At 72.1% G+C, this 20,583-nt stretch carries 21 protein-coding genes; 8 read left to right on the top strand and 13 right to left on the bottom strand.

The features are described 5' to 3' along the window. The first annotated feature begins 15 nt into the window (after positions 1-15). Entirely contained in the window at positions 16-867 is an 852-nt protein-coding gene (locus IE264_RS29785; RefSeq protein ID WP_015607484.1) for a siderophore-interacting protein, read from the top strand. 79 nt (positions 868-946) lie between these two features. Here IE264_RS29785 and IE264_RS29780 read toward each other — a convergent pair whose 3' ends face one another. Then, the gene (locus IE264_RS29780; RefSeq protein ID WP_032758376.1) at positions 947-1,618 is read right to left on the bottom strand and encodes a MerR family transcriptional regulator; all 672 of its coding nucleotides are present in this window, start codon (positions 1,616-1,618) and stop codon (positions 947-949) included. 106 nt (positions 1,619-1,724) lie between these two features. On the opposite strand from IE264_RS29780, the gene IE264_RS29775 reads away from it, so the two are divergent. From IE264_RS29775 to IE264_RS29755, 5 genes are all read left to right on the top strand, one after another. Next, a complete protein-coding gene (locus IE264_RS29775) occupies positions 1,725-2,705 on the top strand; it encodes a hypothetical protein (protein ID WP_032758375.1) in 981 nt (326 codons plus the stop codon). After that, positions 2,702-3,166, top strand: coding sequence for an ABA4-like family protein (locus IE264_RS29770; RefSeq protein WP_032758374.1), 465 nt, complete (start codon positions 2,702-2,704; stop codon positions 3,164-3,166). The genes IE264_RS29775 and IE264_RS29770 overlap by 4 nt, the downstream gene beginning before the upstream one ends. Positions 3,167-3,293: 127 nt before the next feature. Further along, positions 3,294-3,878, top strand: coding sequence for a sigma-70 family RNA polymerase sigma factor (locus IE264_RS29765; protein WP_032758371.1), 585 nt, complete (start codon positions 3,294-3,296; stop codon positions 3,876-3,878). Continuing rightward, positions 3,875-4,627, top strand: coding sequence for an anti-sigma factor (locus IE264_RS29760; protein WP_032758369.1), 753 nt, complete (start codon positions 3,875-3,877; stop codon positions 4,625-4,627). The genes IE264_RS29765 and IE264_RS29760 overlap by 4 nt, the downstream gene beginning before the upstream one ends. 40 nt (positions 4,628-4,667) lie before the next feature. After that, positions 4,668-6,023, top strand: coding sequence for a cryptochrome/photolyase family protein (locus IE264_RS29755; protein ID WP_032758368.1), 1,356 nt, complete (start codon positions 4,668-4,670; stop codon positions 6,021-6,023). A 40-nt stretch (positions 6,024-6,063) separates the two neighbouring features. Here IE264_RS29755 and IE264_RS29750 read toward each other — a convergent pair whose 3' ends face one another. The 5 genes from IE264_RS29750 to IE264_RS29730 form a co-directional block, all read right to left on the bottom strand. Beyond that, complete coding sequence (locus IE264_RS29750; RefSeq protein WP_032758365.1) at positions 6,064-6,867, bottom strand: DUF1295 domain-containing protein; 804 nt, start codon at positions 6,865-6,867, stop codon at positions 6,064-6,066. Next, a complete protein-coding gene (locus tag IE264_RS29745; protein ID WP_032758364.1) occupies positions 6,864-8,213 on the bottom strand; it encodes a class I SAM-dependent methyltransferase in 1,350 nt (449 codons plus the stop codon). The genes IE264_RS29750 and IE264_RS29745 overlap by 4 nt, the downstream gene beginning before the upstream one ends. After that, positions 8,210-9,418 (bottom strand): SAM-dependent methyltransferase, encoded by a 1,209-nt coding sequence (locus IE264_RS29740; protein ID WP_229887842.1) that lies wholly within the window; start codon positions 9,416-9,418, stop codon positions 8,210-8,212. The genes IE264_RS29745 and IE264_RS29740 overlap by 4 nt, the downstream gene beginning before the upstream one ends. A gap of 173 nt (positions 9,419-9,591) precedes the next feature. After that, complete coding sequence (locus IE264_RS29735; protein ID WP_015607494.1) at positions 9,592-10,326, bottom strand: DUF1365 domain-containing protein; 735 nt, start codon at positions 10,324-10,326, stop codon at positions 9,592-9,594. After that, the gene (locus IE264_RS29730) at positions 10,323-11,597 is read right to left on the bottom strand and encodes an NAD(P)/FAD-dependent oxidoreductase (protein ID WP_032758362.1); all 1,275 of its coding nucleotides are present in this window, start codon (positions 11,595-11,597) and stop codon (positions 10,323-10,325) included. The genes IE264_RS29735 and IE264_RS29730 overlap by 4 nt, the downstream gene beginning before the upstream one ends. A gap of 678 nt (positions 11,598-12,275) precedes the next feature. On the opposite strand from IE264_RS29730, the gene IE264_RS29725 reads away from it, so the two are divergent. Both IE264_RS29725 and IE264_RS29720 read left to right on the top strand, forming a co-directional pair. Continuing rightward, the gene (locus IE264_RS29725) at positions 12,276-12,923 is read left to right on the top strand and encodes a fasciclin domain-containing protein (RefSeq protein ID WP_015607496.1); all 648 of its coding nucleotides are present in this window, start codon (positions 12,276-12,278) and stop codon (positions 12,921-12,923) included. Between the two features lie 230 nt (positions 12,924-13,153). Beyond that, the gene (locus IE264_RS29720; protein ID WP_031123717.1) at positions 13,154-13,591 is read left to right on the top strand and encodes an SPW repeat protein; all 438 of its coding nucleotides are present in this window, start codon (positions 13,154-13,156) and stop codon (positions 13,589-13,591) included. A 143-nt stretch (positions 13,592-13,734) separates the two neighbouring features. Here IE264_RS29720 and IE264_RS29715 read toward each other — a convergent pair whose 3' ends face one another. From IE264_RS29715 to IE264_RS29685, 7 genes are all read right to left on the bottom strand, one after another. After that, on the bottom strand, positions 13,735-16,575 hold the full coding sequence (locus IE264_RS29715) for a DEAD/DEAH box helicase (protein ID WP_032758361.1): 2,841 nt from the start codon (positions 16,573-16,575) through the stop codon (positions 13,735-13,737). A 63-nt stretch (positions 16,576-16,638) separates the two neighbouring features. Beyond that, the gene (locus tag IE264_RS29710; RefSeq protein ID WP_032758360.1) at positions 16,639-17,529 is read right to left on the bottom strand and encodes a diacylglycerol kinase; all 891 of its coding nucleotides are present in this window, start codon (positions 17,527-17,529) and stop codon (positions 16,639-16,641) included. A 19-nt stretch (positions 17,530-17,548) separates the two neighbouring features. Then, on the bottom strand, positions 17,549-18,514 hold the full coding sequence (gene tatC, locus IE264_RS29705) for a twin-arginine translocase subunit TatC (protein ID WP_032758358.1): 966 nt from the start codon (positions 18,512-18,514) through the stop codon (positions 17,549-17,551). 49 nt (positions 18,515-18,563) lie between these two features. Beyond that, positions 18,564-18,860 carry a Sec-independent protein translocase subunit TatA gene (gene tatA / locus IE264_RS29700; protein ID WP_015607501.1) on the bottom strand — a complete coding sequence of 99 codons (297 nt, stop codon included), beginning with the start codon at positions 18,858-18,860 and terminating at the stop codon, positions 18,564-18,566. A 217-nt stretch (positions 18,861-19,077) separates the two neighbouring features. Continuing rightward, on the bottom strand, positions 19,078-19,275 hold the full coding sequence (locus tag IE264_RS29695; RefSeq protein ID WP_015607502.1) for a hypothetical protein: 198 nt from the start codon (positions 19,273-19,275) through the stop codon (positions 19,078-19,080). A gap of 25 nt (positions 19,276-19,300) precedes the next feature. Next, positions 19,301-19,597 (bottom strand): hypothetical protein, encoded by a 297-nt coding sequence (locus tag IE264_RS29690; protein ID WP_015607503.1) that lies wholly within the window; start codon positions 19,595-19,597, stop codon positions 19,301-19,303. 22 nt (positions 19,598-19,619) lie between these two features. Further along, positions 19,620-20,573, bottom strand: a complete 954-nt coding sequence (locus IE264_RS29685; protein ID WP_015607504.1) for a helix-turn-helix transcriptional regulator — start codon at positions 20,571-20,573, stop codon at positions 19,620-19,622. Positions 20,574-20,583 lie beyond the last annotated feature (10 nt).

The raw sequence follows: 20,583 nt of genomic DNA, 5'->3' as shown, positions 1-20,583 counted from the left end.
CCCAGGGAGTACCTCGTGGCAGAGCGGCCGGCCCGGCAAGGACCCAAGGCCCAGGGGGCGCAGGTCGTGCGCACCGAGCAGATCACCCCGCACATGGTGCGGGTGGTCCTCGGCGGCGAAGGGCTCGCCGACTTCTCCCTCTCCGGCTTCACCGACCACTACATCAAGCTGTGCTTCGCGCCCGAGGGCGCGGACTACGCGCACCCGTTCGATATCGCCGCCATCCGCGAGAGCCACCCGCGCGAGCTGTGGCCCACCACCCGCACGTACACGGTGCGCTCGTGGGACCCGGCCGCCCGGGAGATGGCCGTGGACTTCGTCGTCCACGGCGACGAGGGCCTCGCGGGACCATGGGCGCAGCGTGCCCAGGTGGGCGAGCAGGTGACCTTCCTCGGCCCCGGCGGCGGCTACGGGCCGCAGGCCTCGGCCGACTGGCACCTCCTGGCCGGTGACGAGAGCGCCCTGCCGGCGATCGCCGCATCGCTGGAGCAGATGCCCGCGGGCTCCTTGGTGCACGCCTTCGTCGAGGTGCCGGACGCCTCCGAGGAGCAGAAGATCGTGACGCCCGACGGGGTGGCCGTGACCTGGCTGCACCGCGGCGGCCGGCCGGTCGGCGAGCTGCTGACCGCCGCCGTGAAGGAGCTGGACTTCCCCGAGGGCGAGGTCCAGGCGTTCGTGCACGGGGAGGCGGCCTTCGTGAAGGAGATCCGCCGCCACCTGCGCGTGGAGCGGCAGATCCCCCTCCAGCAGCTGTCGATCTCCGGCTACTGGCGCCTCGGCCAGAACGACGACGCCTGGCGCGAGGTCAAGCGCGAGTGGAACGAGCAGGTGGAGCGCGAGCAGGAGGGGCCGGGGGCGGCCGCGTAGGCGCGCCTCGCACCCGGAAGCACCCGGACCCCGCCCGCCGTCCTCGGCGGGCGGGGTCCGTGCACGTCCGCGGGGAATGTCAGGCCCCCGCAGCACCCCCGCCGGCCAACGGCCCACCGGCCGCCCGCGACTCGTACCGCCGGACCGAGACGTCCTCGTGGGCGAGCCTGCGCAGCGCGCCGAACATCGCCTCGCCCAGGACCGTACCGACGACGACGCCCTCGACCAGCTCCTCGCGCGCCACCCGGCTCATGACGTAGTCGAGGTCGGCGCCGGCGACCTTCTCGGCCGCGTCCGCGTAGACGTCCATCAGGTCGACGAGCCCGCCGTGCCCGACCCCGCGCAGTGCGGCGACCACTCCGGCCAGTGACTCGGCGGCCGAGGCCCCCTCGTCGACCTGCCAGCCGCGCCGCCGCAGCAGCTCGGCCACATCCTCCCGGGCCTGTTCCAGCTCCGGCCCGGCCTCGCCCTCACCGAGCGGGGGGACACCTTCCGCCGCCCGGCCCAGCACCCGTATCACCGGCTGTTCGGGGTCGTCCGCGGCCTCCAGGACCTCGGCGATGGCCGCGAGCGAGAGACCGCCCACCTCCAGCAGGACCCGGATCAGGCGCAGCCGCCTCTCGTGGTCCGGGCCGTAGTCCGCCTGGTTGGGGCTCGTCAGCTCCCCTGCGGGCAGGAGCCGTTCCCGTACGTAGAACTTGATCGTCGGGACCGGGACCCCGGACCTGCGACTCAACTCACCGATGCGCACCGCGTGTTCATCCTTCCGCCCTTGCCAGATCAGACCCCCATCATAGATAGTGCCACTAACCGATAGCAGTAAGTGCCACTATCCATACATCTCACGGGGGTCCCTCATGTCGTCCTGGCGTTCCTGGCATCGCCCCTTAGTCGTCTTCTCCGCCGTGATGGCCCTCTGGGCCCTCGTCTCCGCCGTGGGCCTCGTGGTCGACGACCGGGTGCTGGCGGGAGCTCCGATCTGGGCGAAGCCGTTCAAGTTCACCGTCTCCCTCGCCGCCTACGGTCTGACGCTGGCCTGGATGCTGACGCATCTCACCCGGGGGCACCGGACCGGCTGGTGGGCGGGGAACGTGGTCGTCCTCACGAGCCTCGTCGAGATGACGGTCATCACCGTGCAGGTGGTCCGCGGGAAGCGCAGCCATTTCAACGCCGCGACCCCGCTCGACACGGCCCTGTTCAGCGTGATGGGGATCACGATCATCGTGCTGTGGGCGGCGACCCTGGCGATCGGGATCCTGCTGCTGCGCGCCTCGATCGCGGACCGGGCGGCGGCCTGGGCGATCCGGGGTGGCGTGCTGATCGCCCTGGTGGGCGCGGGGCTCGGCTTCCTGATGACGCTGCCGAGCGCGGAGCAGCAGGCGGCCGGGAACCTGGACACCGCCGAGGTGATCGGCGCCCACTCGGTCGGCGTGCCGGACGGCGGCCCCGCGATGCCGCTGACCGGCTGGTCCACGACCGGCGGCGATCTGCGGGCCCCGCACTTCGTGGGCATGCACGCGCTCCAGCTGATCCCGCTGTTCCTGATCGCCCTGGTGCTGCTCGCGCCCCGGCTCGCCCGGCTGCGCGATGCGGGGGTGCGGCTGCGTCTCGTACGGGTGGCGACGGCCGGGTACGCGGGCCTCGTCGCGCTGACCACCTGGCAGGCGCTGCGGGGGCAGTCCCTGATCCACCCGGACGCGGCGACCCTCATGGCGGCCGGGGTGCTGCTTGCTGCGGTGGCGGCCGGGGTGTGGGCGGCGCTGCGCACCGCGCCCGGACCCGCATCCGTACGCGCAGAGACCGAACCGGCTTCCGACAGCAAGGAGTTCACCGCATGACCGGCACCCTCTTCGAGGTCACGTTCTATCTGGCCGCCCCGTTCTGGCTGCTGATGATCTTCGCTCCCGGGTGGTCCGTCACCACCCGCGTCGTCTCGTCACCGCTGACGGTCCTGCCGCTCCTCGCCGTCTACACCGTCCTGGCCGTCCAGGTCTTCCCGGAGCTCTGGACGGCGGTGAGCAGCCCGGACATCGATACCTTCCGGGAGCTGACAGCGCTGGCCGAGGGCGCCGGGGCCCTGTGGGCGCAGGTGATCGCCTGGGATCTGCTGATCGGCCAGTGGATGTTCCTCCAGGCCCGGAAGCTGGGGTTCTCCCCGTGGCTGATGGGCCCCCTGCTCGTCCTGACGATCCTGCTCTCGCCGTTCGGGCTGCTGGTCTTCCTCGCCCTGCGCGCCACCCGGCGGGGCCAGGAGAGGCCGGTGGAGCCACGGACCGGGCCGGTGGGAACGCGGGGCTGAATCTCACCGCTGCGTCGCACGGCCGGGCGGGGCCGGGTCTGGAAAGATCGCGGGCATCCGACCAATCCGCACGGCCGCCGGCTCCGAATCACTCCCGGAACCGATGACGTCCCGGGAGGAAACCCGCGTGAACGAAGCCGTACAGATCCGCGGGGTGCCCTCGCCAGGACCCGACCTCCAGGAACTCCTGGTCCGGGTCGCGCGGGGGGACCAGGACGCGTTCGCCAAGGTGTACGACGCCGTCTCCGGGCCCGTGTTCGGCCTCGTACGCAGTGTGCTCCGCGATCCGGCCCAGTCGGAGGAGGTCGCCCAGGAGGTCCTGGTGGAGGTGTGGCGTACCGCGCCGCGCTTCCAGGCCTCCCGGGGCAGCGCGATGAACTGGGTGCTGACCCTCGCCCACCACCGGGCCGTCGACCGGGTCCGCTCGGCCGAGGCGTCGGCGGCGCGGGAGCACAAGGCGGCGCTGCTGGACCGGACGCCCGCCTTCGACGAGGTCTCCGAACAGGTGGAGACCCGGCTGGAGAGAGAGCAGGTGCGCCGCTGTCTGCGGACGCTCTCCGAACTCCAGCGGCAGTCCGTGACCCTGGCCTACTACCGGGGCCTGACCTACCGTGAGGTGGCGGAACTCCTCACCGTGCCGCTGGGCACCATCAAGACACGACTCCGCGACGGCCTCATCCGGCTGCGCGACTGCCTGGGGGTGAGCGCATGACCACGGCCGATCTGCACACGCTGACCGGGGCCTATGCCCTGCATGCGCTGCCGGAGGACGAGCGCCGCGAGTTCGAGCGGCATCTGGGCGACTGCGAGGCCTGCACCCAGGAGGTGCGGGAGCTGTCGGCCACGGCCGCCCGGCTCGGGCTCGCCGTCGCCGAGACCCCGCCGCGCGAGCTGCGCGAGAGGGTGCTGCGGGAGATCACGACCGTACGCCAGGAGCCTCCGGCGCACGGCAGACGAGGACGTACGGTCGGCAATGGCCGCACCGGCCGCTGGTCCACCTACGCACTGGCCGCCTGCATCGCGGCGGCGGCCGCCTTCGGCGGGGTGGCGGTGTGGCAGAACCAGGTGGCGCAGGACGCCCGCCAGGAGGCGAACCAAGCCACGCGGCAGAACGAGCAGCTGGCCCAGGTGCTCTCCGCGCCCGACGCGAAGACCACGTCGGGCGAGCTGACCGGCGGGGCCCGCGGCACCGTCGTCGTCTCGCAGGGCCAAAACCGGGCCGTGTTCCTCGCCTCGGGGATGGAGCGGCCGCCGAGCGGCAAGGTGTACCAGCTCTGGTTCAACGACGAGGGCACCATGCGTTCGGCCGGCCTGATGAACCCGGCGGCGAGCGATGACGCGGTGCTGCTGGACGGGCCCGTGGACCGGGCGACGGGCATGGGCATCACGGTCGAACCGGCGGGCGGATCGGCCGAACCGACGTCCGACCCGGTGGCCCTGATGGACTTCCCAACGGCCTGACCGATCGACCCCAGCCCCCTCTGCAAGGAGCATCCGTTCCATGAACGTCGCGGTGGTGCTGTTCACCTCCGATCTGCGTCTGCACGACAACCCGGTGCTGCGTTCCGCCCTGCGGGACGCGGACCGGGTCGTCCCGCTCTTCGTCCGGGACGACGCCGTCCACCGGGCCGGGTTCGACGCCCCCAACCGGCTCGCCTTCCTCGCCGACTGCCTGGCGGACCTGGACGCCGGGCTACGGAAACGGGGCGGCCGGCTCATCGTCCGTACCGGTCCGGTGGCGAAGGAGGTGCGCCGGGTGGTCGAAGAGACCGGGGCGGGGGCGGTGCACCTGGCCGCCGGGGTGAGCGTGTACGCCGAACGGCGCGAGGAGCAGCTGCGTACCGCCCTGGCGGACAGCGGCTGCGAGCTGCGCCTCCACGACGCGGTGGTCACCGCGCTCGCTCCGGGCCGGGTGGTCCCGACGGGCAAGGACCACTTCGCGGTGTTCACCCCGTACTTCCGCCGTTGGGAGGCGGCGGGGGTACGGGGCACACTGACCGCACCCCGCGCGGTCCGGCTCCCGGAGGGGGAGCTCTCCTCCGATCCCCTCCCCTCCCGGGACGGTGTCGGGGACGTCTCCCCCGCTCTCGCCGACGGGGGCGAGCAGGCGGGCCGCAAGCTGGTGACGTCGTGGCTGAGCGGAGACCTGGCCGACTACGCCGACGGCCATGACGATCTCGCCGGGGACGCCACCTCCCGGCTCTCCCCCCACCTCCACTTCGGTACGGTCTCCGCCGCCGAACTGGTCGGCCGGGCGCGGGAGAAGGGCGGGCCGGGCGGCGAGGCGTTCGTCCGGCAGCTGGCCTGGCGCGACTTCCACCACCAGGTGCTGGCCGCCCGCCACGACGCCTCCTGGTCCGACTACCGGCCGCGCCAGGACCGCTGGCGCTCGGACGAGGACGAGATCACCGCCTGGAAGACCGGGCGGACCGGCTATCCCGTGGTGGACGCGGCGATGCGGCAGCTGGCCCACGAGGGGTGGATGCACAACCGGGGCCGGCTGCTCGCCGCGAGCTTCCTCACCAAGACGCTGTACGTGGACTGGCGGGTTGGCGCCCGGCACTTCCTGGAGCTGCTGGTCGACGGCGACATCGCCAACAACCAGCTCAACTGGCAGTGGGCCGCGGGCACCGGCACGGACACCCGCCCCAACCGGGTGCTCAACCCGGTGACCCAGGGCAAGCGCTACGACCCGCACGGCGACTACGTACGCCGGTGGGTGCCGGAGCTGGCGGAGGTGAAGGGGTCCGCGGTCCACGAGCCGTGGAAGGTGAAGGACTCGCTGGACTACCCGGACCCGGTGGTGGACCTGGGCGAGGCGCGGGCGCGGTTCGAGAAGGCGCGCGGGCTGGACTGAGGGCCTGTACGCGTGAGCGCGTACAGGCCCCCCACAGAGGTCAGCCGCGCCGCGGCGGCCGGGGGAAGAACCCGCTGGTCCGGGCCACGTACTCGGCGAACCCCGGGCGGTCGGCCATGTGCCGCTCCAGCAGGGCCGCCCCGCTCCCCTTCGTCAGCAGCAAGCTCATCACCAGCGGGGCCACGACGGTAGCGGCGGCGGCTCCGGGCGCCTGGCAGACGAAGAGGAACAGGCCCCACCAGACAAGGAAGTCGCCGAAGTAGTTCGGGTGCCGGGTCCAGGACCACAGGCCCCGGTCCATGATCTTCCCCTTGTTGGCGGGGTCGGCCTTGAACCGGGCGAGCTGGTGGTCCCCGATCCCCTCGAAGGCCAGCCCGACCGCCCACAGGACCGCACCCGCCCAGGCCCACCACACCAGGGGCCCGGTCAGGTACTGCGCGGCCTGCACCGGCAGCGAGACCAGCCAGACCAGTGCGCCCTGGAGCAGGTAGACCTTGCGCAGGGCGTAGAGCTGGGGGTTGCCGGGGGCCTTGGCGAGCATCTTCTCGTAGCGTGGGTCCTCCCCGTGGCCGCGCCCGCGCCGCCCGATGTGGACGGCGAGCCGCAGGCCCCAGACCACCGTCAGCACGGTCACCACCAGGCGCCGCGTGCCGTCACCCTCACCGGCCGAGAGGCCGTACGAGACGAGGGCGACGGCGGCGAAGCCGATGCCCCAGGCGACGTCGACGATGCGGTGGACGCCCTTCCTGAGGGCGATGGCGAAGGTGATCAGCATGACGGCGAGTGCGGCGCCGGCCGCGCCCGCGAGTCCGCTCGCGAACGCGGCCCAGGCGAAGCCACTCACCGCTGCGCCTCGTACCAGTCGCGCCGGGTGGGCTCCATCGCGGCCCTGCCGGTCCTGTCGGGGCGTACGCACAGGATCTGGTCGACGCCCATGCGCCGCTCCTCGAACGCGAGGGCGCCGCCGACGAGGTAGAGCCGCCAGACCCGCGCGGTCTCCTCCCCCACCAGGTCCACGAAGTCCGACCAGCGCTCCTCCAGCGTCCGCCGCCAGGCGTCCACGGTCAGCACGTAGTGCTCGCGCAGGGCTTCGACGTCCCGCACTTCGAGCCCGGAGCCCTCCAGCAGTCCGACGGTCTCCCCCACCGGCCGCATGTGCATGTCCGGGGCGATGTACGACTCGATGAACGCGCCGCCGCCCGGGGCGTCGGCACCCCGCGACATCTGCTGGACCAGCACCCGGCCCTGCGGCCGCAGGGAGTCGTGCAGGATCCGGGTGAAGGCGGGGTACTCGGCGTCCCCGACGTGCTCGCCCATCTCGATCGTGGAGACGGCGTCGTACGCGCCCCGGGTCTCCGGCCGCGCGGCGATGTCCCGGTAGTCGATGTTGAGGACCTCGACCAGTTCCTCCAGGCCGCGTTTCGCCACCTGCCCCCGTACGTACGCGGCCTGTTCGGCGGCGAGGGTGACGGCGGTGACCCGGACGCCGTGGTGCTGGGCCGCGTGGAGGGTCAGCGAGCCCCAGCCACAGCCGATGTCCAACAGGCGTGCGCCGGGCCGCAGTCCGAGCTTGCGGCAGATCAGCTCCAGCTTGTCGCGCTGCGCGTCGGCCGGGCCGTAGCCGGCCGCGTCGCTGGTCCAGTAGCCGCAGGAGTACGCCATGGTCTCGTCGAGGAGCAGCGCGTAGAAGGCGTTGGACAGGTCGTAGTGGTGGCTGATCGCCGCCCGGTCCCGGGCCTTGCTGTGCAGCGCTCCGCGCAGCCCGGCCCGCGCTGCGGGGACCGGCGGGCGGGGCCCCACGGCACCGAGCCGCAGGGCCGTGCCCGCCGCTCTGAGCCGGTCGGCGAGCGAGGGCGCGGGCGGGGCGAGACCCCGTTCGCTCACCGCCCGGCGCATGGCGCGCAGCCCGTCGCCCAGGTCCTCGGCGAGGTCGATGTCCCCGGTGATGTAGGCCTCGGCGAGGCCGAGTTCCCCCGGCTCCCAGAGCAGCCGGCGCAGCGCCCGGCGGGAGCGTACATGGACCGTGGGGGCGTCCTCGGGTCCGGCCTCGCTGCCGTCCCACATCCGTACCCGGACCGGCAGTTGGCCGCCGAGCAGCCGCTCTGCCAGGGGTTGGAGCCGCTGGGCGGCGCCGGTGGGGGTGCGGCGGGCGGCCGGCTTCGCGGGGGGCCTGTCGGCGGTGGTGGTCACCGGTTCTCCTGGTGGGTCGGTTCACGGGTCAGGAGCAGTTGCTGCACATCGAGGTAGCCGGAGCGGAAGCCCGCCTCGGAGTAGGCCAGGTAGAAGGTCCACATCCGGCGGAAGACGGCGTCGAAGCCGAGGGCGTCGACCTCGGCGGACCGCTCGGTGAACCGTTCGCGCCACAGGCGCAGCGTCTCGGCGTAGTGCGCGCCGTAGCCGATGCGCTGGACCGTCCGCAGCCGGGTGTGCTCGGTGGTGACCCGCTCGATCGCCTCGGTGGACGGCAGCAGTCCGCCGGGGAAGATGTACTTGTGGATCCAGGTGTACGTGGAGCGGCTGGCGCGCAGCCGGTCGTCCGGCATGGTGATGGCCTGGAGGGCGACCCGGCCGCCGGGGGCGAGGAGCCGGTCCAGGGTCCGGAAGTAGACGGGCCAGAACTCCTCGCCGACCGCCTCGATCATCTCGACGCTGACGATGGCGTCGTACTCGCCGGTGACCTGGCGGTAGTCGCAGAGCCGGACCTCCGCCCGGTCCTCGAAACCGGCCTCGCGGATGCGCGTACGGGCCAGTTGGCGCTGCTCGGCGGAGAGGGTGACGCTGACGACCCGGGCGCCGCGGGCCGCCGCGCGGACGGCGAGTTCGCCCCAGCCTGTGCCGATCTCCAGGAGCCGGGTGCCTTCGCCGACGCCGGCCGCGTCCAGCAGCAGGTCGATCTTGCGGTGCTGGGCGGCGGGCAGCAGGGACTGCTCGGCGGGGAAGCCCCGGAAGACGGCGGAGGAGTAGGAGAGCGTCTCGTCCAGGAAGAGGGCGAAGAGCTCGTTGGAGAGGTCGTAGTGGTGGCTGATGTTCTCCCGGGAGCCCTCGGGGGTGTTGAGCTGGGTCTCGGGCTTGCGCAACGCCCAGAGGGAACGCAGCCGTTGCAGCGGGGCGGGGATCAGTTCCGCCGCGTTGTCGGCGAGGACGGTGAGCACGCCCACCAGGTCGGGGGCGTCCCACTCGCCGGCCATGTAGGACTCGCCGAAGCCGATGAGCCCGCTCGCGCCGATCCGCCGGAAGAAGGCGTCGGGGTCCCGGATGTCCATGAGCGGCCCGCCGAGGCCGATGTCCTCCCCGCCCGCGAGCCGGGCGCGCAGCGGGAGTCCGGCGAGGGCGTGGCGGACGATGCGGGTGGCGAGTGCCGTACGGGCGCGGGAGACGCGGGGCCGGGTGACGATGTCGGGCCAGCGCCCGGGGTCGGCCGCGGGGGTCTGCTGCCGGGCCGGAGCGGAGGCGTGGCCCCTCGGCGCGGGGACGTGTCCCGCCGGGTCGGGGGTCCGGTCGGCGGGGTCGGAAGTCCGGTCTGCCGGGTCGGGGGTCCGGTCTGCCGGCAGCTGGTGGGTGGGCGCGGTCACTGCATGCCTTCCTGTGGGCGGTGCTGGGGACGGGGCTGCACGGGGAGGCCGCGCAGGTAGAGCCGGATGCCGTGCAGCCGGATGGCCAGGGAGACGGCGACGGTGGAGAAGGGGTGGCGCAGGGCGAGCCGGGCCAGAGCCCGGGGGGTGGCCCGGCGGCGGGTGCCCCGTACGGTCGCGGTGAACGGGCGGCCGCCCTCGCGCTCCAGATGGACGCTCAGGTCGAGCCGGTCGCCGGGTTCGGGCAGCCGCATCCGGTACCCGCCGTCGACGGGGAAGAACGGCGAGACGTAGAACTCCTTGCCGGTCGTGGCGCGGTCGTTGCCGTCCGGGTGGAGCAGATAACCGTGCCGTTCCCCGTACGTGTTGTGCACCTCGGCCACGACACAGAGCGGGGAGCCGTCGGTACGGCGGCACCAGTAGACGGTGAGCGGGTTGAAGACATGGCCGAGGACCCGGGCCTGGGTGAGCATGGTGACGGTCCCGTCGGCGAGGTCGACGCCCCGGGCTTCCAGGAACCGGCTCAGCCCGGCCCGGATGGTGGGTGCGGTGCCACCGAAGTGGTCCCGCGCCTCGAACCGGGCCAGGGGCCGCAGGGCGCGCGGCAGCCGGGGCGGGGCGTCCGGGTCTATGAGCCACAGGTAGGTCCGGTGCCGCAGCGCGTACTTGCTCGGCCTGGTCCGTACGTGCGTGATGGTGCACGGGTACAGGGATCCGCTGGGGCCGCTCACCAGGTCACCCCCAGAGCCGCGGCGGCCTCGGCCCCCGACCGGCAGCCGTCCTCGTGGAAGCCCCAGCCGTGGTACGCCCCCGCGTAGGCGGTGACAGGGCCGGAGAGCGCGGGCAGCCGGGCCTGGGCGGACACCGACTCCGGGGTGTAGACGGGGTGCTCGTAGACCATGCGGGCGCGTACGGAACCGGGGTCGACCCGGTCGGAGCCGTTCAGCGTGACGACGAAGGTCTCGGGCGCGTCGAGCCGCTGGAGCCGGTTCATGTCGTAGCTGACGGTGACCCGGTCGGCGTCGGCGGCGCAGGAGGGCATCAGGTAGTTCCAGGAGGCCCTGGCGCCCCTGCTGCGGGGCAGCAGCGTGGTGTCGGTGTGCAGGAGCGTCGGGTTGCGGGAGTACGTGAAGGCGCCGAGGGTGGTGCGTTCGGCGTCGGTCGGGTCGGCCAGCAGCCGGAGCGCCTGGTCGGGGTGGGTGGCGATGACGACGGCGTCGTACGGCGTGGTCGTGCCGTCCTCGGTCGTAAGCTCGACGCCGTCCGCGTGGCGGGTGATGGCGCGGACCGAGGTGGCCGTGTGGACGGCGGTGAGCTGTTTGACGACCCGCTCGACGTACGCGTGCGAGCCGCCGGTGACGGTCCGCCAGACCGGGGAGTCGCCGATGGTGAGCATGCCGTGGTGGGACAGGAACGCGAACAGGTAGCGGGCCGGGTAGCGCAGGGCGGTGACCGGGTCGCAGGACCAGACGGCGGAGACCATGGGGGTGAGGAAGTGGGCGTGGAAGTACGGGGAGAAGCGGCCGCGCCGGGCGAACTCCCCGAGGGTCATGTCGGTGGCCGGGCCCTCCGGCAGCTCCAGCAGCGCACGGGCGGCCCGGTGGAAGCGGGGCACCTCGGCGAGCATCCGCAGATACGGGCCGCGCAGGAGCGAGCGCGGCTGGGCGAGGAGTCCGGCGGGGCCGCGGGCGCCCGCGTACTCGAGGCCGCACCCCTCGCACCGTACGGACATCGACATCTCGGACTCCTGGGTGGCGATACCCAGTTCGTCGAAGAGCCGCAGGAGGTGGGGGTAGGTCCGCCGGTTGTGCACGATGAAGCCCGAGTCGACGCGGTGCACCCGGCCGTCGGACGCGCCCAGCTCATGCGTGTGGGCGTGGCCTCCGACCCGGTCGTCCGCCTCGTACAGCGTGACGTCGTGCGCCTTGCGCAGGACGTGGGCGGCGGTCAGTCCCGCCACTCCGCTCCCCACCACGGCTGTCCGCCGCCGCTCCCCTGCCATTCCGGCTCCCTCCGGTTCTACTGCGCTGTTCGGAGCAGTACGGAGACGCTCCTCGCACTCCATTCGTCGCAGGTGGCCGGAAGGATTGGTCGATGATCGGAACTACCTCGATCGAGTGAATGACCCGGCCGGACCAATCCGCCGGGCGCCCCGCGCCGAATCCCTTGCGTGAGAGCAGATCGGAACACTTCGCGGACGGACGGCGCCATCGGGCCCCGGCGGTCCCGCCCGGCGCGTGCCTTCTTCGCCGCGTCCGGCGGACGGGCCACCGGGCCCGGCGCCCGGTGTACCGCCCCCTCGCCCTCCGCGCCCCACGTGCACCGGCCGGCGCCGGTCACCGCGGTGGGCGGGGCGGGCCGGCGGTCCACCTCGTCGGCGGATCCGGTCTGCGATGCGGTCGGCGGCGGCAGCGCCGCCCGGACGGCCGGGGAGCCGTCCGTGCGGTGCGCCGCCTCCGGTCGGGAGAGCCGGGCCGGCCGCAGGAGCGAGGCGGCTCCTGGTCGGACGACCGGCTCCGGCACCGGGTCCGTCTCCCGCGGCTGGGAGACGGACCGCGGAACACCGGAATCCGCCCCCGCAGGCCCCCTGCACGAACTCTCCCTCCCACCCTCCCCACTCCCCCTCCCCTGAGCACCGTTCATTTCCCCCGCTCAGCACCTTCGATCCAGGAGAAACACCATGAACACCCTCCACTTCCGCCGCACCGCCGTCGCCGTGGCCGCCGCAGCCGTGCTGCCGCTGGCCCTGACCGCCTGCTCCTCGGGTGACTCCTCCAAGGACTCGGCGGCGGGCTCGACCCCCAGCGCGGCCGCCTCCACGAGCGCCTCGGCCGACGACTCCACGACCACGGACAAGCCGTTCGGTCCGGGCTGTGCGTCGGTGCCGCAGGACGGCGCGGGCTCGTTCGACGGCATGGCCCAGGACCCGGTCGCGACGGCCGCCTCGAACAACCCGGAGCTGTCGACGCTGGTCGCCGCCGTGAAGCAGGCCGGTCTGGTCGACACGCTGAACAACGCCGAGAACATCACGGTGTTCGCGCCGACCAACGACGCGTTCGCGAAGATCCCGAAGGCCGACCTGGACGCCCTGCTGGCGAACAAGGCCGAGCTCACCAAGGTCCTCACCTACCACGTGGTGGGCCAGAAGCTGACGCCGCAGCAGCTGGAGAAGGGCTCCTTCGACACGCTGGAGAAGAGCAAGCTGACGACGGCCGGCTCGGGCACGGAGTACACCGTGAACGACGCCTCGAAGGTCGTCTGCGGCAACGTCCCGACCGCCAACGCGACGGTCTACATCGTCGACTCGGTCCTGATGCCCCCGAAGTAGCCGACCGGGTGCGAGGGGCGGTGTGCCGCAGGGGATCGCGGCACACCGCCCTTTTGTCCGCCCGGGCACGGGGACCGGGTGCTGCGGACCCTGGATCTTCTGATCCTCGCCGAACAACTGGACGACAAGGGTGCACATAAGGGGCAGATAAGAGCAGAATAGACATGTGGGCACCTGACGCACACTCCGTCCGGCGCCGGGGCCCACAGGATCGAAGGAGACGAAATCTCATGAGCAACGTCTCAGACACCAGGAGTGACATATCGGGTCACCCCGATGCCTCCGAAATGCGTGCGCGGTACGACAGGGTGATGGGCGGCCGCGATGTGGCGCTGGTGGACGCGCCGGTGTTCCTCGTCGGCCTCTACTGCGCCGTCTCCCCCTGGGTGCTCCACTTCACGGCCAGCCAGCCCGCCCTGGTGACGCACAACCTCGTGATGGGTATCGCGATCGCGGTACTGGCCCTGGGCTTCACGATGATGCCCGAGCGGATGTACGGCCTGAGCTGGGCGATGTGCGCCATCGGTGCGTGGATCATCGTGTCGACCTGGGTGGTCGGGAACAGCCCCGACGCCGGAGTCGTCCTCAACAACATCATCGTCGGCGGACTCACGGTACTGCTGGGCCTGGTCTGCGCCGGAGCAGCGACAAGAAGCCGCAGCACCTGAAGGGCCCACTGCCCCGCCCTCCACTCAGCCCCTCCGGCGTTTGAGGAGCGGGGTCCTGGGCGGAGCCCCGGTTTCGGGAAGGGGTGGGTAGGGGAACAAGCCCGCCGCAGGCGCCCCACACCCCGCCCCACCCCCCGTCGGCGTCAGCCGACAGAGCTGTAGGCCACAACCCCCCGAAGCACCGCATCAACGGCCTTCCGAGCATTCCGAGCCACGGAACTCGCCCCCGCACTCCCCTCCCGAGGAGCCGCCGCAGCCACCTGCCCCAGCACGTCGATCACCTGCTTGCACCACCGTACGAAGTCCCCCGCCGGCATCTCCGCCTCGCGCAGCACCTCGTCCAGCGTGCGCCCGGAGGCCCACATGTAGACCGCCCAGGCAAAGCCGAGATCGGGCTCACGCTGCCCGACCCCCTCCGTCTGGTTGATCTTGAAGTCCTCCTCCAGCGCGTCCAGCCGCCCCCAGATCCGCACCATCTCGCCCATGGCGAGCTTCGCGGGCCCGGACGGCAGCTTGGGCGCGACCGCGTCATCGGCCTGCCGCGCCTCGTAGACCAGCGCCGAGACACACGCGGCGAGTTCGGCGGGGTTGAGCCCTTCCCAGACCCCGTCCCGCAGACACTCGCTGGCGAGCAGATCCAGCTCCCCGTACAACCGGGCCAGCCGTCGCCCGTTCTCCGTGACCTCGTTGCCCCGGAGGTAGTCCAACTCGGTCAGGAGCGCGACGATCCGGTCGAAGGTCCGGGCGATCGTGTTCGTCCGCCCCTCGATCCGGTTCTCCAGCTGCCGCGTGTCCCGCTGCAGCCGGTGGTAGCGCTCGGCCCACCGCGCATGGTCCTCGCGCTCGTCGCACCCGTGGCAGGGGTGGGCGCGCAGCTCGGTCCGCAGCCGGCTGATCTCGCGGTCGTCGGCCGCCGCCGCCCGCTCCTTGCGGTGCCGGTCGGGCACGATGTGCCCGGACTTCGTCCGCAGCGCGGAGGCCAGATCGCGCCGGGACTGCGGCGAGCGCGGGTTGAACGACTTCGGGACACGCATCCGGTCCAGCGCCTCCACCGGCACCGGGAAGTCCATCGAGGCCAGCCGCTTGACCTGCCGCTCGGCGGTCAGCACCAGCGGCCGGGGCCCGTCGTGGTGGTCGAATCCGCGGTGCCCGTTGGCCCGTCCGGCGGGCAGCCCCGGGTCCAGCACGAGCGCCAGCCCCGCGAACTTCCCCGTCGGCACATGGATGACATCGCCCGGCTTCAGCTTCTCCAGCGAGGAGGCCGCAGCCGCCCGCCGCTGCGCCGCGCCCTGCTTGGCGAGCTCCGTCTCCCGGTCCTTGAGGTCGCGGCGCAGCCGCGCGTACTCCTCGAAGTCACCGAGGTGGCAGGTCATGCCCTCCTTGTAGCCCTCCAGGCCCTCCTCGTTGCGCTGCACCTGCCGTGAGATCCCGACGACGGACTTGTCCGCCTGGAACTGGGCGAACGAGGTCTCCAGCAGCTCCCGCGAGCGGTGCCGCCCGAACTGCTGCACCAGGTTGACGGCCATGTTGTACGAGGGGCGGAAGCTGGAACGCAGCGGATACGTACGCGTCCCCGCGAGGCCGGCCAGCGCCGTCGGGTCCATGCCGCGCTGCCACAGGACCACCGCGTGGCCCTCGACGTCGATGCCGCGGCGCCCGGCCCGGCCGGTGAGCTGCGTGTACTCGCCGGGGGTGATGTCGGCGTGCTGCTCGCCGTTCCACTTGACGAGCTTCTCCAGCACCACGGACCGCGCGGGCATGTTGATGCCGAGCGCCAGGGTCTCGGTCGCGAAGACCGCCTTCACCAGGCCCCGTACGAACAGCTCCTCGACGACCTCCTTGAACGTCGGCAGCATGCCCGCGTGGTGCGCGGCGATGCCCCGCTCCAGGCCTTCGAGCCACTCGTAGTAGCCCAGGACGTGCAGGTCCTCGCCGGGGATGGAGGCGGTCCGCTCCTCGACGATCTCGCGCACCAGCCGGCGCTTGTCCTCGTCGTTGAGCCGGAGTCCGGCGTGCAGGCACTGCTGCACGGCGGCCTCGCAGCCGGCCCGGCTGAAGATGAACGTGATCGCGGGCAGCAGCCCCTCGTTGTCCAGCCGGTCGATGACCTCGGGCCGGCCGGGCGTCCAGATCCGGCTGCGCTGGCGCCGCTCGCGCTCGCGGTCGGCCTCGCGCACCATCTTGCCCCGGCGGCGGTCCCGGGGGTTGTAGACGTTCTGGTTCTCCTGCCGGGCGAGCCGGACCAGGTCCGGGTTGACCTCACGGCGTCCTGCGCCGCGGCCCCCGTGGTCGGTCGCCTCCTCGAAGAGGTCGTACATCTTGCGTCCGGCCATGACGTGCTGCCAGAGCGGCACCGGCCGGTGCTCGGAGACGATCACCTCGGTGTCGCCGCGCACGGTGTCCAGCCAGTCGCCGAACTCCTCCGCGTTGGACACGGTGGCCGAGAGGGACACCAGGGTCACCGACTCGGGGAGGTGGATGATCACTTCCTCCCACACCGCGCCCCGGAAGCGGTCGGAGAGGTAGTGCACCTCGTCCATGACCACGTAGCCGAGGCCGGACAGCGACTGGGAGCCCGCGTACAGCATGTTCCGCAGGACCTCGGTGGTCATCACGACGACCGGCGCCTCGGAGTTGACGCTGTTGTCGCCGGTCAGCAGGCCGACCTTGTCCGCGCCGTACCGCTTGACCAGGTCGGCGAACTTCTGGTTGGAGAGCGCCTTGATCGGCGTGGTGTAGAAGCACTTGCGGCCCTGCTCCAGGGCCAGGTGCACGGCGAACTCGCCGACGATCGTCTTGCCCGACCCCGTCGGGGCCGCGACCAGCACCCCCTTGCCCGCCTCAAGGGCCTGGCAGGCCTCGATCTGGAACGGGTCCAGTCCGAACTCGTACATCTCCCGGAAGGGCCCGAGGGCCGTCGCCATCTCGGCCGCACGGGCGCGGGATGCCTGGTATCGCTCAGCTGGTGAAAGGTCCTCTGTCATCTTGGATACGAGCCTACCCGTCACCTCCGACACTCAGCCCGATCTTTAAATCCCCTTGGCCCGTCACCCCGCCAGCACCTGTACGGCACCCGGTACGCAGGTCGCGGTGAGCGGCAGCGGACCCAGGGGTTCACCGTCCGCGTACGCCGTGACACCGGCCGCCGCCAGCTCGATCGAGGAGACCCGGTGGACGGTGACGGCGGGGTGGCCCAGGTGCGTGCCCTTGTAGACCTTCGGGAACACCTTGAGGAGGGTGGCGCGGGAGCACTCCCCCACCACGGTCACGTCGAAGAGGCCGTCGTCCATCTCGGCCTCGGCGCAGATCCGCATGCCGCCGCCGTAGGTGGTGCCGTTGCCCACGGCGATGAGCGTGGCCTCGATCTCGCGGGTCTCTCCCCCATCGAGCCGGATCCGGTACGGGATCGGGGCGAAGGCGGCCAGCTCCGCGAGGATGGCGAGGTCGTACTTGAACCGGCCGCCGACGAAGCGCATCCGGTTGCCCCGGTCGTTGACCCGGGAGTCGAAGCCGGAGGCGAGCACCGAGCCGAACCAGCGCTCCCCGACCCGTCCGAGGTCGATCGCGCGGTGGTCCCCCTCCTTGAGCGCCCGCGCGGCCAGCCGTCCGGCGGCGGCCGGGTCGCGGATCGGCAGGCCCAGCGCGCGGGCGAAGTCGTTGCCGGTGCCCACGGCGACGACGCCGAGCGGGGTGGCCGTCCCGGCGACGGCCTGGAGGGCGAGGGACATGAGCCCGTCCCCGCCCACGGCTATCAGCGCCCCGGTTCCCGCCGCCACGGCCTCGCGGGCCCGGCGCAGCGCGTCGTCGGCGTCCTCGCCCAGGACCGTACGGACGGAGAATCCGGCGTCCCGCAACGCGGAAGCGGCCGGCTGCGCGGCGTGCGCGCCCCGGCCGCGTCCTGCGGTGGGATTGACGAAGAGGGTGATCTCGCTGGTCACCCTTCCGGACCCTACAAGGTCAGGTGATGTCGTCGTAACCGTTGAGCCGGTGCGAACGGGAACCGTCGCTCTCGCCGGACGCCTGCTCCGGCAGCGCCCTGCGCGGGGCCGCCACGGGCTCGATCCCGCCGACCGGCTCGGGGGTCAGATCCAGCTCGGAGGCCTCGTCGTCGCTGAGCTCGGCGTCGGGGTTGTTGCGGTTGCGGCGCTTGTCGTTCAGCAGGGAGAAGCCGACGGCGACGAAGTAGAGCACCGCGAGCGGACCGGCCAGCAGCAGCATGGAGATGGGTTCGCCGCCGGGGGTGGCGATGGCCGCGAAGGCGGTGAGGCCGACGATCATCCCGCGCCACCAGCCGAGCATCCGCTTTCCGGTTACGACGCCCGTCATGTTCAGCGCGATGAGCAGCAGGGGCAACTCGAAGGCGAGCCCGAAGACGATCACCATACGGACGAGCAGGTCCAGATAGCTGTCGAGCTCGATCTGGTTCTGCACGTTCGCGGGGCTGAACCCGAGCATGATCTCCGCGGTCTGCGGGAGGATCGCGTACGCGAGGTAGCCACCGGAGAGGAACAGAGGAGCGCCCACGACGGCGAAGGCGTAGGCGTAGCGCTTCTCGCCCTTGTGCAGGCCGGGAGCCACGAAGGCCCACAGCTGGTAGAGCCAGACCGGGGTCGCCAGCAGGACGCCGGACATCAGGGCGACCTTGAGGGCGTTGGTGAACGGCGCCAGGAGCGTGTTGGTCTTCAGCAGCGCGCACGGCTTGCCGTTGACCGCGTAGACCACGCCGTCCTTGCATCCGACGGAGTCGAGAAGGGGGCGCAGAAGGAAGTCGTAGATCTCCTTCTGGAAAAACGCTGCCACGATCGTCACGACGACGATCGCCAGCACGGCCTTCAGCAGCCGGTTACGCAGCTCACGCAGGTGATCGAGGAGAGGCATCCGCCCCTCTTCGTCCTTCTCCTGCTTGCGGGCAGACTTGAGCAACCCACTTCCCTCGTCTCGTGCGGCGGCTGTCGGCGGAGCGCGTCAGCTGTCAGCTCTGGGTGGTGGGCTTGGGCTCGTTGACCGGGCGGGAGCTGGTGACGTCACCCGGAGCGGCCTGGATGGTGCGCGCGGTGGTGGACTGCGGAGGGGCCGGGTCCGCGACGGTCTCCGTCGTGGGCGTGGCGGTCGCCGCGTCGTCCTTCTTCATCGCCTTGGCCTCGCTCTTGAGGATGCGGGCCGACTTGCCGAGCGAACGCGCCATGTCGGGAAGCTTCTTGGCACCGAAGAGCAGCAGGATGACAGCGATGATCAGAACGATCTCGAGGGGCTTCAGATTGCCGATCATGTGCGACTTCCTTCTCACTGAGGCGGCTGGAGGGTGGGCTCGCTACCCGTTCGACCGGGCATACGTCCGATCGTTGCGCTTGGCAGCGATCGTAACCCGCAGGGGTAAACGCGGGGCAATGCCCGTGCGTACTGCGGCTTGCGGCCCGCGCCTCCCTGCCTGGGCCGTCCCCTGCAGCGTACCCCTCGGTGCTGTCGAACATCAGGCCGCGGGCCCGTTATCGCAGGCTGTCCCCGGTGGCCGCGAGGCGTGTCGCCGCCCGTTCGAGCTCTTCCGACGCCTGGTTGATCCGCTCGGTGGTGGTCGTGACCTGACGCCCGAGACGCTGGGCCTCGACGAAGACCTTGATGGCCAGTACGCCGAGGACGGCGACCCCCAGGAATCCCAGGGCGATGGCGAGCATGGGCCAGAACATGCGGCGGTGCCTCTTCCTCAGGGGGTTACGGGGTGGCGTGCAGGCGCAGGGTCCGTACGCCGCCGCCGGTGAGCAGTTCGATGATGCGCTCCCCGGCGGGCTTGCGGACCGGGGCGGCGCACTCCGGGCAGGTGAAGGTGTAGAAGGTGGTGCGGCTGCTGGCTCCGATCGCCAGGCGCAGCGCGCCCGCCGCGAGCTCGAAGCGCCCGCGGCAGTCGGGGCAGGCGGCCCGGAACCGTACGGCGGCGGGTACGGGTACCGGGACCGGGCCGGTGCGGACGGCCGGGCCGGTGGCGACCGGTACGAGGTGGGTCGGGTTCATCTCGTCTCCGCTCCGGGCCCGCTCAGGCCGTTTCGTAGGCGGTGAGCGCCTCGCGGGCCGCCGTCCGGGCGCTGTCGGCGAGCTCCGGCGGGGCGACGATGCGGCCCTCGCCGCCGAGGCGCAGGGCGAGGCGGCGCAGGGAGGCCGGGTCGGGGGTGCGCAGGGTGATCCGCAGTCCGCCGTCGGGCAGTTCCTCGGCGGAGTCGTGCGGGTAGTACTCGGCGACCCAGCGGCCTCCGGTGCCGACCTCGATGACGACCTCGGGGTCTTCGGCGGCAGGCTGGACCAGCCCTTCGGAGAGGTCGCGCAGTTCCAGCTCCGGCGGGGCGGAGGGGGCGTCGAGGATGCGGATCTCGGCGACGCGGTCGAGGCGGAAGGTCCGGCGGGCCTCGGAGAGCCGGCACCAGCCCTCCATGTAGGTGTGGCCGACGGCGAAGAGCCGGATCGGGTCGACCTCGCGCTCGGTGAGCTCGTCGCGGGCGGGCGAGTAGTAGCGCAGCCAGAGGCGGCGGCGCTCGGAGATGGCCCGGTCGACGTCGGCGAAGACGCCGCCCTCCGCCTCGAAGGTCACCGAGAGCCGGGAGCTGGCCGCACCGGACTCCCCGGCCGCGGTCTCCAGCTTGGCGGTGGCGCGGACCAGGGCGAGCCGGTCGCTCTCGCGGAGTCCGGGCAGGGTCGCGACGGCGCGGGCGGCGACCAGTAGCGCGGTGGCCTCGTCGGCGGCGAGCCGGAGGGGCTCGGCGACGTCGTCCGGGTTGTGCCACCAGATCCGGTCGCCGTCGGTGTCGATGTCGAGGAGGTCGCCGCCGCGGAAGCTGGTCCCGCACATGGGCAGCACGTCGAGGTCCGAGATCAGCTCGTCCTCGGTGATCCCGAAGGCCCGAGCCACGTCCTGGACGTGGGCGCCGGGGCGCTCACGGAGGTACGTCACCAGGGAGAGCATCCGGCGGGTCTGGTCGATCGCGTTCGTGGCCATCGTCTCGGTC

The sequence above is a fragment of the Streptomyces microflavus genome, assembly GCF_014650075.1.
GTDB lineage: Bacteria > Actinomycetota > Actinomycetes > Streptomycetales > Streptomycetaceae > Streptomyces > Streptomyces microflavus.
The sequence above is the reverse complement of the archived record's forward strand: the minus strand, read 5'-3'. Positions and strand labels throughout refer to the sequence as shown.